Here is a 14,283-nt window from a genome sequence, read left to right as displayed (position 1 = left end):
AGGGGAAAATAGGCCCGAGCGCCGGGACGCTCGGTCTCATGTCAGGCGATACGGTCTTCTGTCTGCGGATCAAACAGAACCGCCTTGTCCATATTCACCGCAAACTCAAAGGGTTGGCCCGCGCGCACATCGGCGTCTGCGCGCATCCGCGCGATGCAATCCTTGCCCGACAACGTCGTGGATACGAAGGTATCCGCGCCTGCGGGCTCTGTGACGGAGACGGTGTTGGTCATCGTCTGGATGTTGCGCGCGTTGCGGTCGGCCCCTTCGGGATCGGTGATCGCCTCCGGGCGGATGCCGAGCATGACGGGTTTGCCCAAGTAGGCGCGGTAGGCCTCGGGCGCGTCCTCGATCCGCAGGGCAACTTCGCCGCCTTCGGCGCCGCTGAACGTCGCGTGAATGGCCCCGTTTTGCTCCACCAGCTTGGCGTTCAGCACGTTCATCGCGGGAGAGCCCATGAAGGTCGCCACAAACAGGTTGGCGGGGTCGTCGTAGATCTCTTTCGGGGTGCCGAGTTGCTGAACGTAGCCGTCATACATGACGGCAATCCGGGTGCTCAGCGTCATCGCTTCGATCTGATCGTGGGTCACATAGACGATGGTGGTGCCGAGCTTTTGGTGCAGCTTCTTGATCTCTGTCCGCATGTCGACGCGCAGCTTTGCGTCGAGGTTCGACAGTGGCTCATCAAACAGGAACACGTCAGGGTCGCGCACCAGCGCCCGGCCCATGGCGACGCGCTGGCGCTGGCCGCCGGAGAGCTGGCCGGGCTTGCGGTCCAGCAGGTTCTCGATCTGCAGAAGCTTGGCCACGTCATCCATGGCCGCGTCGCGTTCCGCTTTCGGCGTGCCCTGCATTTCCAGCCCGAAGGTGATGTTCTGACCCACGGTCATGTTGGGGTAGAGGGCGTAGGACTGGAACACCATGGCGATGTTGCGCTTGGAGGGCGTGACGTCGTTGACGACACGGTCCTTGATGGCGATCTCACCCGACGAGATGCCTTCAAGCCCCGCGATCATATTCAGGAGCGTGGACTTGCCGCAGCCCGAGGGACCCACGAGGACGAGAAACTCGCCCTCCTGGACCTGGATGTCGACCTTATGCAGGACCTCCACCGCGCCGTAGGATTTGGTGACGTTGTTGATGTCTAGGAAACCCATGGGTCAGTGCCCCTCCTGAGTTTGAATGTGCGTGGCAAAGGTTGTGTTCATCATCTTCCGGGGCGCTTGCGGCCCGGACAGCCCCCGACCGCCCCGTCGCGCTGGAAGCGCGCCCCTTTGGTGCGACGCGGGGGCTTCACCCCCACCCGCGGTCGGGGACCGTCCTCTGTTCGGTGCGGCGATCATCCCTTCACACTCCCAGCCATCAGGCCACGGACGAAGTATCGACCGGCCACGATGTAGACGAGAAGTGTGGGACCGGCGGCCATGATGGCGCCGGCGAAGTGGACGTTGTAGGGGCGCTCACCCGTGGATGAGTTCACCAGGTTATTGAGCGCCACGGTCATCGGAGCGGCATCGCCGCTGGCGAAGGAGGCCCCGAAAAGGAAGTCATTCCAGATGTTGGTGAACTGCCAGATGCAGCAGACGGCGATGATGGGCCCAGAGGACGGCAGCATGATGCGCCAGAAGATCTGGAAGAACCCTGCCCCGTCGATTTGGGCGGCGCGCACAAGCTCTGTCGGGAAGGCGGCGTAGTAGTTGCGGAAATAGAGCGTGGAGAAGCCGATGCCATAGACCACGTGGACCAGGATCAGCCCGTAGGTCGTGCCAGAGATGTTCAGGATACCCAGGATCCGCGCCATCGGGATCAGGACGATCTGGAATGGAATGAAGCACGAAAAGAGCAACAGCCCGAAGATCCAGGTCGCCCCCCGGAAGTGCCATTTCGTCAGCACGTAGCCATTCAAGGCCCCCGCGATGGTCGAAATCGCCACCGCAGGCACCGCCATGGCGATGGAGTTGATGAAGTAGGGCCTCAGGCCCGTCGGCTCCACCCCGATCTGGGCCGTGGCCCAGGCGCTGAGCCAGGGCTCTATCGTCCAATCCTGGGGCAGCGCGATCATGCCGCCTGAGGTGATCTCATTGAGCGGCTTCAGCGAGTTCACCACCATGATGAACAGCGGCATCAGATAGAACAGCGCGAAGAGCAGCAGGAAGAGGTAGATGAACGTCCGCGTCCAGTTGGACGAACGGATCGCGGTGTCAGACGACGCAACAGACATCAGTTCTTCTCCCGCAGTTCGGCATAGAGGTAGGGCACCATGATCGCGGCAATCGTCATCAGCATGATCACGGCAGAGGCCGCGCCGATGCCCATCTGGTTCCGCGTGAATGTGTATTCATACATGAAAAGCGCGGGCAGCCAGGTGGAGGTGCCGGGGCCGCCGTCGGTCATGGCCACGACAAGGTCGTAGGACTTGATGGCGAGGTGCGACAGGATCACGAAGGCCGACAGGAACGCAGGGCGCAGTTGCGGCAGGATGATCCGGCGGTACATCTGGAAATTCGATGCGCCATCCATCTGGGCGGCTTTCAGGATCTCGTTATCGATCCCGCGCAGACCCGCGAGGAACATGGCCATCACAAAGCCCGAGGATTGCCAGACGGCGGCGATGACGATGGTGTAGATCGCCATGTCGGAGTCCTTGATCCAATCAAACTGAAAACTCTCCCACCCCCAGCGCTGCATCGTGATCTCCAGCCCGATGGCCGGGTCGAGGATCCATTTCCAGGCCGTGCCCGTCACGATGAACGACAGCGCCATGGGGTAGAGGAAGATCGGGCGCAGGAAGCCCTCGCCGCGGATCTTCTGATCCAGGAAAATCGCCAGAAGCAGGCCAATGATCGTTGAAATCACGATATAGAGGCCCGCGAAGATCCCGAGGTTCACAATCGCCGTGTCCCACTGTCGCACGCGGAACAAACGCTCGTAATTCTGCCAGCCCACCAGGTCGAAGCTCGGCAACATGCGCGAGCCGGTGAAGCTGAGGTAGATGGTGAAGGCGATGAAGCCGTAAACGAAGATCACCATCACCGCGAAGGATGGGGCGAGGACAAGCTTTGGAAGCCAATTCTGAAGGCGCGTTCGGAAATCCGCACCCCCAAGCATGGGATCGGTGGCGGCCATGGGGCCTCTCCTTCGAGATCAGTGAAACTTGCAGCCAGTCAGCTGCGAGGAGGGATGGCCCCGGCGCGCGAAGCGCCGGGACCGGCCCGAGGAGGGGATGATTACTGCGCCAACTCGACAGCAGTGACCATCTCTTCGGCTGCGGTTGCAGCGTCAAACTCACCGTTGAAGTGCGCGGTGATCACGTCGTACATCGCGTTCTGGACAGACGGCGGGTTGGCGTGGCCGTGGGCCATGGACCCGAACAGGCCGCCGGATTCGCCCGCTGCCGCCAGATCCGCCATTGCGGCCTGACCGCAAGCATCAAACGCCGATGCGTCGATGTCTGTCCGCGCAGGAGCAGAACCTTTGACCACGTTGAACGCGATCTGGAACTCAGGCGACATCACGGCAGAGGCCATGGCCAGCTGGGACGCCTGATCGCCTTCGTCGTCGACGCCGAACATCGCGAACTGGTCCGAGTTGAACGTCACGGTGCCTTCGGTGCCCGGCACGCGGAAGCACTGGAACTCTTCGCCAGCGGTCAGGCCCGCGTTGACGAATTCGCCCTTCGCCCAGTCACCCATGATCTGGAACAGCGCTTCGCCGTTGATCACCATGGCCGAGGCCAGGTTCCAGTCACGGCCCGAGAAGTTGTCGTCCACGAAGCCGCGCAGGGTGGCCATCCGCTCGAACGCTTCAACCATCATGTCACTGCCAAGCGCATCTGCATCCAGATCAACCATGGAGGCCTGATAGAACTCAGGTCCACCCACGCCCATCACCATCGAATCGAACACCGTGGCGTCCTGCCAGGCCTGACCGCCGTGGGCCAACGGCGTGTAGCCCGCGTCCGCTGCGGTCTGCATCGCGGCGACGAACTCTTCCCAGGTGCCGGGCTGCTCGATCCCAAGCTCTTCCATCAGCGCGGTGTTGGCCCAGACCCAGTTGGTGGAGTGGACGTTAACCGGCGCAGCAACCCAGTTGCCTTCATAGGTGGAGAAACGCTGCAGCGCCTCTGGCACGACGTCGTTCCAGTTCTGCTCTTCTGCCAGTGCGTTCAGGTCTGCCAGCGCGCCTTCCGCGGCCCAGTCCTGGATCGAGAAGCCGAGCATTTGCACGGCAGTGGGCGGGTCGCCTGCGGTGACGCGGGCGCGCAGGACGGTCATCGCGTCCGAGCCGCCGCCACCGGCGACGGGCATGTCGGTCCAGCCGATGCCACCGCCTGCAAGGTCTTCGCGCAGAACGTTCAGAGCGGCAGCTTCACCGCCCGAGGTCCACCAGTGCAGAACCTCCACGTCCTGTGCGGACGCAACGGACGTGATCGCCGTCGTGGACAGGGCCAGCACAGCTGCGCCCGTTGTGAATTTTTTCATCAAGGTCATTCGTATTCCTCCCAATTGACCACTCCCCTTACCGGGGCTGCGTGAATTAAAACGTTATAAATCCGGTCTAAGTCAACCAGAAATTGTCCCTTTCATCTGCAAGTTTCGCCGCACAGCGGCATGTTTTGCGGGGTTTCGCTGCGGCGCAGAATGCGAAGGGGCCTCAAACGCGCTATTGAAACGTTTGAAATCCTGCGCAATATACTGCGCAACGCAACCCAAAGGCGATCTACCTCCATGAGCTCTGATCTTGGCCATCCCACAAGCGGCGAAAAGCCGACGCTGCGCTCGCTTGCGGTGGCAACGGGCTTCTCCGTGGCCACGATCAGTCGCGCCCTGGCGGATGACCCGCGAATCGCTGCCAAGACCCGCGCGACGGTGGCCCAGGCCGCCGAAGCGGCGGGCTATGTGCCGGACCGCGCGGCGCGGCGCCTGCGCACCGGGCGCACCCAGGTCGTGACCCTTTTGCTGAACACGGAGCATGAATTCCTGGGCTTCACCCACGAATTCCTGTCCGGCATGACCGAGGCTTTGCGCGGCACCGGCTACTCCGTCAACGTGGTCCCCGACCACGTGGGCGAGGACCGGCTGGAGCCCGTGCGCAACATCCTGCGCAACCATCTGGCCGACGGCATCCTTTTCACCCGCACGGAGGCGTTCGACCCCCGCGTGCGCCTGCTGTTGGAGGCCGATTTTCCCTTCGTCAGCCATGGCCGGACCGAGTTCACCACGCCCCACCCCTTCGTCGATTTCGACAACGAGGCTTTCGCGCGCACCGCCGTGCAGCGCCTTGTGGCCAAGGGGCGCAAGCGGTTGTCGTTGATCCTGCCGGAGGACCGTTTCACCTTTACCCAGCACCTGCGCTACGGCTTCCTCAGCGCCGTGCGCGAGGCGGGCGTGGAGTACGAGATCGTCAGCGGCGTGACGCTCGACAGCTCCTCCGCCGACATCGCCAAAGCCACCCGAGAAAGCCGCAGGTCCAAGACGCCGCCCGATGGCTACGTCTGCGTCGGCGAGGTTACGGCGCTCGTCACCCTGTCGGCCCTGGCCGACAGCGGCGCCGTTCTGGGCCAGGATGCGGATATCTTCGCCAAACGCGCCTCGCCGATTTTCGACAACATCAGGCCCCGCATCGACACTGTCTACGAGGATCTGCGCGAAACCGGGCACAAGATGGCCGAGATGCTGCTCCGCCGTATGACCGGAGAGCCGCCAGAGGGCCTCACCCATCTTCTGGCGCCGGATTTCGAGCAGTTGGCTCATGCGGAGAAGTCTTTCGAGAGCGCGCCGTCGGGCGCGACCCAGGGCTGACGGGTGTCACCGATGCGCATCTGCACGGTTTTCACTTCCAGAAATTCCTCCAGGCCGTAGCGCCCCAACTCCCGCCCCTGCCCGCTTTCCTTCACGCCGCCGAACGGCATTTCCGGGAAACCGTCCATCCAGGTGTTGGTCCAGACCGTGCCCGCCTGCACCCGCCGCGCGAACCTGAGGCAGGTAGACATGTCCTTGGACCAGACCCCCGCCGAAAGCCCGTAAGCGGCGTTGTTACAAAGGCTTAGCGCCTCATCGAGGGTCTTGAAGGTCAAGACCGCCAGGACCGGGCCAAAGACCTCATCGCGGGCGATGGCCATGTCTTCGCGCAGGTGCGTGACGACCGTGGGCTGGTAGAACTGCGGGCCCACACCGTCCACTTGCAGGGCCGCGCCGCCGATGGCGACATGGGCACCGTCGGCCACGGCGTCCTGCACATAGCCGTCGATCTTCGCCATGTGCTCAGGCGAGATGATCGCGCCCACTTGGGTGCTTGGGTCGAGCGGATCACCAAAGGGGACGCGACGCGACATAGCCACAACCTTGGCTGTGAGTTCCTCGGCCACATCCTCATGGACGATGATGCGCGAGCCGGAATTACAGCACTCGCCCGCGTTGAAGTAGACGCCGAAGGTGATCGCGTCGGCGGCTTGATCCAGGTCCGCATCGGGGAAAATCACCTGCGGGTTCTTGCCCCCCAACTCCAGACTGATCTTCTTGAGCGTCCTGCTTGCCGCCGCGCTGATCCGCTTGCCGACACCGGTGGAGCCGGTGAAGGACACCATGTCAACGCGGGCATCCGTCGACAGAACCTCTCCCACCGGATCGCCAAAGCCAAGAACAATGTTTGCGACGCCCTTGGGTAGACCTGCCTCGATCAGCAACTCCCCCAGGATACAGGTGGTCGACGGCGTCAGCTCCGACGGTTTGATCACCGCCGTGCAGCCTGCGGCCAGGGCGAAGGGCAGTTTCTGCGACACGATCAGGAAAGGGAAATTCCACGGGGTGATCATTGACACAACGCCGATGGGCTCTTTCAAAACGACCCCCAGCATGTCCGTGCCCAGGGCGTTATGGCTGTCCCCATGCACCATCCGCGCGAGGCTTGCAGCGTAGCGCCAAAGATCGGCCGCGCCGCCGATTTCCGCCTTGGCCTGGCTGATCGGCTTGCCGGATTCGAGCGTTTCGAGAAGCGCGATCCGGTCCAGATCCCGCTCGATCAGATCGGCCACTTTCAACAGGATCGCCGCGCGCGATGCCCCGCTGGAAAACGCCCAATCGCCCGCATCAAAGGCCGCGCGGGCGGCAGCAATGGCGGCCTCCGCCTCGGCCTTGCTGCCCTTGGCCGAGGTGCTGACGTGGCTGCCGTGGGCCGGAGAATGGCGGTCTGAAGTGGCGCCGTCGGCGCTGTCGCACCACGTGCCTGCGATCAGATGTCGCCCGATGAACGGCGCCGGGATCGCCGCCCCGGCAGAGGGGATAATCGTCATCTCGGTCATCATTCAGGTCCCTCGGAAATCGGGTGAGCGTTTTTCGGCGAAGGCGGAAACGCCCTCTGCCTTGTCCTCAGTCGCGCCGGCCATGCCGCCGCCCAAAGCCTCGATCATTGCGTTGCGGTCTTCGCCGACGGCGGCGTGAATCTGGTATTTCGCAATCTCATGGGCGCGGGGGGAGGCGGCGATCATGTCTTTCGCGATGGCGACTGCGGTGGCGAGAGGTGCCTCAGAGACCTCCGCGAACCCCAGGGCCTGCGCCCTTGCGGCCGACACGCGCCGCCCGAACAGCGCCATTTCCTTGACGACCGGTTCGGGCAGCAGCCGCAAAAGGCGCGTGTTGCCGCCCCAACCGGGGACGATGCCGACCTTGGCCTCTGGCAGCGCCAGCGTGGCGTCGGGCGCCATGATCCGAAGGTCCGCGCAGGCCGCCAGTTCCAAGCCGCCGCCGAAGGCATGGGCCTGAAGCACGGCGATTGTGGGCTTGGAGAGGCGCGCCAGCCGGTCATAGATGCGGTGGCCTTCGCGCACCCAAAGCCGCGCGAAATCGGTAGGCGAAAGGTCACCCCATCCGCTGATATCGGCCCCCGCGCAAAAAGCGCGCTGCCCCTCGGCGGTGATCAGGACGACACGGACCAGCGGGTCCCGCTCCAGCGTGGCGCAGGCGTCTTCCAACTGCCGCAGCATTTCGACCGTCAGCGCGTTCAGCTTGGCGGGATTTTCCAGGGAAATCCGCGCGATGGCACCGTCTATGGCGAGGTGAACGGCACTCATATCGCCAGCCCCATCGGTGCGTCGCGCAGCAGGCTGAGCGACATGGTGGTGGCGTCCTGCGCAACGCTGACCCGGCCCTCGCTTGCCGCGACAATGTCCTGTTCCGGGTCGATGCCCGGCATGATCTCGGTCGCGACAAGGCCTTGGTCCCCAAGGCGCATCACGCAGCGTTCGGTGATGTAGAGAACGTCCGCGCCCCGCGCCCGCGCGCGGCGGCCTGCGAAGGTGACGTGTTCGACGGCATCGACCATCTTGGTGAACTTGCCGGGTTTGGTGATTTGGAGGCCGCCGTCCGTGATCTCGAACTGCGCGCCGGCCTCGAAGAAGCCGCTGAAGACGATTTTCTTGGCGTGTGCCGTGATGTCCACGAACCCGCCGCAGCCTGCGGTCAGGTAGGGCTTCTTGCCGAGCTTTGAGACGTTCACGTTGCCGTCGACGTCGACCTCCATGAACGACAGGAAGGACACGTCGAACCCGCCGCCCTGGAAGTAGGCGAACTGCTGAGGCGAGGGCACGAAGGCATCGGCATTCGACGCGCAGCCGAAGGCAAAACCGGTCAGGGGCATGCCGCCGACGGCGCCCTGTTCAATCGCCCAGGTCACGGCATCATGGGCGCCTTCTTCTAGCAGAATGCGCGGGACCATGGCCGAGATCCCGAAGCCCAGATTTGCCGTCATGCCGCGCTTCAGCTCTTGCGCGGCGCGGCGGGCGATGACCTTTTCCACCCCTTGTTCAGCGAGCGCGAAGCTGTCCCAGGGCCGCATGACCTCGCCGGAAATCGCGGGATCATAGGGGGTTTCGGTGGTTTGCTTTTGGTCAGGGGCCACGACGATGAAGTCCACGAGGTGGCCCGGGACATGGACGTCGTGGGGCCGCAGCGACCCTGCCGCCGTGACCCGTTTCACCTGCGCAATCACCAGCCCGCCGTGGTTGCGCGTGGCAATCGCCTGGTCGAGGCCGCCAAGGGTCGCGCCCTCGTGCTCATAGGTCAGGTTGCCGTTTTCATCCGCGGTCGTGGCGCGGATGATGGCGACGTCGGGCACGATGTTGGGGAAGTGGAGCCAGGTGTCCCCCGCAAATTCGGTGCGCTGGACGATGGGCGTTTTCGCGGCCAGCGCGTTCATCGCGCAGCCCTCGCGGATGGGATCCACGAAGGTCTCCAGCCCCACTTGGGTCAGCACCCCGGGGCGGCGCGCGGCCACGTCGCGGTGCATGTCGAAGAGGATGCCGGAGGGGACGTTGTAGGCCGCCACGCGGTCGTCGACGACCATCCGCCAGATCGCGGGCATCGGCAGGGACGAGGGGCCGGAGGGGTAAGAGCCGCCGATGATGCGCGACAGAAGCCCGTCCTTGGCGATGTGGTCCACGCCCTTGACGCCATACATGTCGCCCGCCGCGATGGGGTGGATGGTGGTGAGGTTGCGTGGGTGGTTTTCGTCGTCAAAGCGCGCGCCAATCGCCTGCAAGACAGCGTCGGGGCAGCCGAGGGCGCTGCTGGAGGAAACGGTGACAACCGCCCCATCCTTGATCTGAGCCGCCGCCTCGGCCCCGGTGACGATTTTCGACATCTCAGACCCCACCGTAATTAACGGCGGTGCGTTGGCCGGTCTCGGCGGCTTGCGCCACGGCGGCGGCCACGGCCAGGGATTTCACGCCATCCACACCATCGGCAGCAGGCGCGCCGTCCCCGGCGCAGGCCTTTGCGAAAAGATCCACCGCCCGGTCGTAGAGGCCGTGGGTGCTGTATTCGACCGCCTGTTCTCCGCCGTCGAACCGCAACGTCACCTCGCCCACCGGTGCCTGCGTCATGACGCCCCGCGCGATGATGGAGCCCTCGGTGCCATGCACCTCGATCCCCGTGCCCGCAAAGGCGTGGGTGAAGCTTTCGTGGGTATGGACCATCGCGCCGGAGGGCATGGACCAGACGGACATGGCGCTGTCTTCCACCCCCTGCCCCATGCCGCTGGCGGACTTCATCGCCACGACATCCACGGGGTCCTCGCCCAGATGGAAGCGGACGGTATCGGCGTCATGGACGGTGATATCGGGGATGACCCCGCCGCCCGCGCCCGGGTTGTCGATACGCCAGCCCTGCAGGTGCGGCGGCAGATGAACGGCGTGGAAAACACGGACCGACAGGACGGTGCCGATGCGGCCCGTGGTGATCAACTCTCGGATCGCGAGGTGGGATCCGGCGTTGCGCAAATGGTGGTTGGTGCCGAACGTGACACCCTTGTCGCGGGCCGCGTTGACCATGGCGACGGCGTCACTGACATTCATGGCGAGCGGCTTTTCGCACAACACGTGCTTGCCCGCCGCGATGGCGGCCATCGCCTGCGGCAGATGCTTTTCGTTCGTGGTGGAGATGTAGACCGCATCCACGCCGTCCATGGCGGCGTCCAGATCCGTGACCCCCTTGGCGATCCCATGCTCTGCCGCGTAGCTGGCGGCACGGTCAGCGCTGGAGCTGAGCACCGTCGCGGTTTCCCCGCCCGACGCGCGGATCGCGCCGATCATGTGCTCGCTTGCGATGGTACTCGCCCCGATCAATCCCCAACGCATCAGCCACCCCAATTGGAACGTTCCTATTTCTGCATATTTGGAACGTTCCACAGAAAGAGTCAAGCGTTAGGATTTGGCGCAGCTGAGCCCGGTCTCAATGTCAAAAAGATGCGCGGCAGAGGCGTCGATGGCCACCTGCAGCGTGGTCTTGGCCTGAATGTTGACTTGGCCCGGCAGTTGCATCGCGAAATCATCGGAGCCCGCGACGGCGCCGTAGACGAAGGTCTCGGTCCCCAGCTGCTCCACCGCGCGGACCTGCAACGGCACGCCGTCGCCCTCTGCGGGGTTCGTGTGGCCGGGGCGCACGCCCAGTTCCACGGCCTGGCCAGGGCGGGTGTTGAAGCGGCTGGCGTTCAGCGCGACCTCTGCGCCACCCTCAGACACGAAGGCCCCGTTCTCCCCCATCGTGCCTTTGATGAAATTCATCTTGGGCGAGCCGATGAAGCCCGCCACGAAGCGGTTGGCGGGGGCGTTGAAGAGCTCCAGCGGGGGGCCGAATTGCTCCAAACGACCCGCGCGCAGCACGGCGATTTTGTCGGCCATGGTCATGGCTTCAACCTGGTCGTGGGTGACATAGACCATGGTGTTGCCGAGGCGTTGGTGCAGTTCAGAGATCTCGCCGCGGGTGGCCACCCGCAGCTCGGCATCGAGGTTCGACAGCGGCTCGTCGAACAGAAACACACGCGGCTCGCGGACGACGGCGCGGCCGATGGCGACGCGCTGGCGTTGACCGCCGGACAGCTGGCCGGGGCGGCGGTCGAGGTAGTCGTCGATCTGCAGCATCCGCGCGGCCTCATTCACGCGGCTGTCGATCTCGGCCCGGTCCATGTTGATGTTTTCCAGACCGAACGACAGGTTATTGCGCACCGACATGTGCGGATAGAGCGCGTAGCTTTGGAACACCATCGCGAGGCCGCGCTTGGAGGCGGGGACGTCGTTCAAGACCTCATTATCAATCGCGATTTCGCCGCCACTGATCTGCTCCAACCCGGCGATCATCCGCAAAAGGGTGGACTTGCCACAGCCCGATGGGCCGACGAACACGCAGAACTCGCCGGATTTCACGGTGATGTCGATGCCGTGGATGACCTCGACCGGGCCGTAGGCCTTTTTCACATTGCGGAGTTCAAGAAGAGCCATGGGGTTACTTCATCCCTGTGTTGGCGATGCCGGTGGTGATGTATTTCTGGAGGAACACGAAGACGAGCGTCGTGGGGATCAGGCTGACCACGGTCATCGCGAGGCGGTAATGCTCCTGGCTGATGTGCTCGCCCCGGAACTCCAGCAGGCAGAGTTGGATCGTGTAGGCCTCGGTGTTCGTGGCGATGGCGACCATCGGAATGATCAGGTCATTCCAGCGCCAGATGACCGACAGAATGCCGAGGGCCGCGATGGCGGGGAGTGCCAGGGGCAGGACGATGCGCCAGTAGACTTTCCATTCGGAGGCGGAGTCCATGCGGGCGGCCTCTAGCAGTTCATCGGGGATCGTCAGCATGTATTGGCGCAGCAGGAAGACGCCTGCGGGTGTGGCGGCGCCGGGAATGATGACGCCCCAGATGGATCCCGAGAGGCCCGTCGCGTTGATCGCCTTGAAGACGCCGACGAGCGTGATCGTGGCAGGGACCATCAGGGTCGCGAGGATGACGACGAGGAACAGCGTCTGCCCCTTGAAGGTGTACTTCGAAAGCGCGAAGGCGGCCATGGAGTTGATCAGCAGGGTCATCAGGGTCGCGATGACGGTCACGAGGACGGAGTTGGTGATGCAGGTCGCGAAGTCCACATTGACGCCGTAGGCGGTGCCGGTCAGCGGCTCGGAATAATTGCCCCAGGCCGGCGAAATGGTGCGGTTCGCCGTGACGGAGTCCGCGGGCAGGCGGACAACTTGGGAGGCGTCGCCCGCGACGGCGCGGCCCGGGAAGAAATCCGACGACGCATTGGGGTTGGGGATGGCCCATTCCATGACCTCGCCGGTGTCGGGGTGGGGTGCGGTGACGAGGACCTGGGTGACGATGCGGTTGGGCTGATAAGGGTCGACGCCGAGGTATTCGAGCAGCAGGCGCTGTTGGTCTTCGTCAAGTGTAGCGGCGACGGCATCGAGGTCGAAGGCCTCGCGGGCAGAGGGCGTCAGGGCGGCGTAGCGATTGAGCCACTCGGGCAGCCCCTCCTCGGCTATGAGCCTCCTCGCAGCTGCGCTGACTTGGCCCAGATGGGAGCGGAGGGCGTAGAGGGCGTTGCCCTCGTATTGGGCAAGGAAGGCGCCGACGTCGCGGCCTTGCTGCTCAGCCTCGGTCAGGTCGGACCAGTTGAGGACCCAGAGCGGCAGGTCGGCGATGATGGAGATCTCGCGCCCGTCGGGGCCGTTGACGGTGGCGCGGGCCACGCGGTCGAAGTCGCCGGGGAGAAGCGAGAGGTCTTGGGATTCAATCTGGAACTGGGATTTGACGGAGTTCAGGCCAAGCCAGACGACGGGGACCAGGATGATGAGGAAGCCGAAGATCAGGTAGGCGTAGGAGAGCCAGTCGGTCCAAGTCAGCTTGCCGCGCCCCTGGGTGCGCGAAAGGAAATCCCAAACGGCGCTCATCGGGCGTTCCTTCCGCTGAGGAAGATCTGGATGATCGAGAAGATCGCCAGCGCGCCAGCGATGATCAGCGAGGCGGTCGCCGCGATGCCAAGGCCGTTGGGCGTGGGATTGCCGCGCAGGCCCGCCGTCTCGAAGATGTAGGCGACGATGGAGATCCAGCCGACTTGCATGGCGTAGAGCTCCTCAAAGGCCTGGAACGCCTTGATCAGCGATAGGACGGTGACGACGAGCAGCGTCGGCATTAGCAGCGGCAGAGTGATCTTACGCAGCACGCGCCAGGGTGAGGCGCCGTCCATTTCGGCCGCCTCGTAGAGGTCGGACGGGATCGCTTGCAGGCCCGCCAGAAGGATCAGCATGTAGAAGCCCAGATGCGCCCAGGTGAAGACGAAGACGGACCAGAACATCGTCCAGGCCGGGTCCACCAGCCATTGGATCGGCTCATCGATCCAGCCCCATTGCATGAGCGTGATCGACAGCACCCCTTGGCGTTTCAGGATCAGGGTCCAGAGGAAGCCCACGACAACGGGGGACAGCATGACGGGATAGAAGAAGATGGAGCGCCAAAGGCCGCGGGCCACGATGTCGCGGTTCAGGACGAGGGCGGTGATCAGCGAAAACAGCACCATGATCGGGACTTGGAAGATGACGAAGACGCTCGTGTCCATGACCGCGCGGTAGAATTGGTCGTCTTCCAGGTTCGGCGCGCCGGTGTCGATTTGCGTTTCGGCCAGCAGGCGCTGCCAGTTGTCGGTGCCCGCAAAGGGGCGGTCGGCGAAGTTGATGGATTGGCCTTCGGTGACACTGAAGCCCACGTTGATGAAGAGGGGCGCGAAGGTGAAGATGCCGAAAACCAGAAGGTTGGGCAAAAGGAAGAGGTACGGCAGAGGCCCGTGGCCGCGCATCTTCTGGGCCAGCTCGATCGGCCAGCCGAGGACGGCCATGGCGCGAGAGCTGAGGGGGCCGGTGGGGCGGGCAACGACCGCCCCAACCACGAGGTATACAAGGAAAGCGAGCGGCCAGGACGAGCCCGCGAAGGCGTTTTCAATCGCCGTCCACATGGTCCTGGCCCCGC

12 protein-coding genes are annotated in these 14,283 nt (G+C 64.0%); 1 reads left to right on the top strand and 11 read right to left on the bottom strand.

All coding sequences use genetic code 11. From position 1 onward, the window contains the following. Window positions 1-41: 41 nt before the first annotated feature. The 4 genes from AC6I9R_RS03940 to AC6I9R_RS03925 form a co-directional block, all read right to left on the bottom strand. A complete protein-coding gene (locus tag AC6I9R_RS03940; protein ID WP_461427520.1) occupies window positions 42-1,157 on the bottom strand; it encodes an ABC transporter ATP-binding protein in 1,116 nt (371 codons plus the stop codon). Window positions 1,158-1,339: 182 nt separating this feature from the next. Beyond that, window positions 1,340-2,221, bottom strand: coding sequence for a carbohydrate ABC transporter permease (locus tag AC6I9R_RS03935; protein ID WP_461427519.1), 882 nt, complete (start codon window positions 2,219-2,221; stop codon window positions 1,340-1,342). After that, entirely contained in the window at window positions 2,221-3,126 is a 906-nt protein-coding gene (locus AC6I9R_RS03930; RefSeq protein WP_461427518.1) for a carbohydrate ABC transporter permease, read from the bottom strand. Before AC6I9R_RS03930 ends, AC6I9R_RS03935 begins: the two co-directional genes overlap by 1 nt. A gap of 101 nt (window positions 3,127-3,227) precedes the next feature. Beyond that, complete coding sequence (locus AC6I9R_RS03925; protein ID WP_461427819.1) at window positions 3,228-4,481, bottom strand: ABC transporter substrate-binding protein; 1,254 nt, start codon at window positions 4,479-4,481, stop codon at window positions 3,228-3,230. A 246-nt stretch (window positions 4,482-4,727) separates the two neighbouring features. Between AC6I9R_RS03925 and AC6I9R_RS03920 the strand changes: the two genes are divergently transcribed. Next, the gene (locus AC6I9R_RS03920) at window positions 4,728-5,801 is read left to right on the top strand and encodes a LacI family transcriptional regulator (protein WP_461427517.1); all 1,074 of its coding nucleotides are present in this window, start codon (window positions 4,728-4,730) and stop codon (window positions 5,799-5,801) included. On the opposite strand, the gene AC6I9R_RS03915 is transcribed toward AC6I9R_RS03920, so the two are convergent. The 7 genes from AC6I9R_RS03915 to AC6I9R_RS03885 all read right to left on the bottom strand — a co-directional run bounded on the left by AC6I9R_RS03915 (window position 5,750) and on the right by AC6I9R_RS03885 (window position 14,269). After that, on the bottom strand, window positions 5,750-7,303 hold the full coding sequence (locus AC6I9R_RS03915; protein ID WP_497863060.1) for an aldehyde dehydrogenase family protein: 1,554 nt from the start codon (window positions 7,301-7,303) through the stop codon (window positions 5,750-5,752). The two genes, AC6I9R_RS03920 and AC6I9R_RS03915, sit on opposite strands and share 52 nt — an antisense overlap. Then, window positions 7,304-8,068: an enoyl-CoA hydratase/isomerase family protein gene (locus AC6I9R_RS03910; RefSeq protein ID WP_461427515.1), complete on the bottom strand. Its 765-nt coding sequence runs from the start codon at window positions 8,066-8,068 to the stop codon at window positions 7,304-7,306. Next, a complete protein-coding gene (locus AC6I9R_RS03905; protein ID WP_461427514.1) occupies window positions 8,065-9,636 on the bottom strand; it encodes an acyl CoA:acetate/3-ketoacid CoA transferase in 1,572 nt (523 codons plus the stop codon). The genes AC6I9R_RS03910 and AC6I9R_RS03905 overlap by 4 nt, the downstream gene beginning before the upstream one ends. A gap of 1 nt (window position 9,637) precedes the next feature. Beyond that, complete coding sequence (locus AC6I9R_RS03900) at window positions 9,638-10,630, bottom strand: Gfo/Idh/MocA family protein (RefSeq protein ID WP_461427513.1); 993 nt, start codon at window positions 10,628-10,630, stop codon at window positions 9,638-9,640. 66 nt (window positions 10,631-10,696) lie between these two features. After that, a complete protein-coding gene (locus AC6I9R_RS03895; RefSeq protein ID WP_461427512.1) occupies window positions 10,697-11,770 on the bottom strand; it encodes an ABC transporter ATP-binding protein in 1,074 nt (357 codons plus the stop codon). Between the two features lie 4 nt (window positions 11,771-11,774). Further along, window positions 11,775-13,211, bottom strand: coding sequence for a carbohydrate ABC transporter permease (locus AC6I9R_RS03890; RefSeq protein ID WP_461427511.1), 1,437 nt, complete (start codon window positions 13,209-13,211; stop codon window positions 11,775-11,777). Then, complete coding sequence (locus tag AC6I9R_RS03885; protein ID WP_461427510.1) at window positions 13,208-14,269, bottom strand: carbohydrate ABC transporter permease; 1,062 nt, start codon at window positions 14,267-14,269, stop codon at window positions 13,208-13,210. The genes AC6I9R_RS03890 and AC6I9R_RS03885 overlap by 4 nt, the downstream gene beginning before the upstream one ends. Between the last annotated feature and the right edge of the window lie 14 nt (window positions 14,270-14,283).

The sequence above is a fragment of the Gymnodinialimonas sp. genome (genome assembly GCF_059726805.1).
Note: the sequence above shows the minus strand (reverse complement) of the source record. Positions and strands in the feature narration are given on the sequence as shown.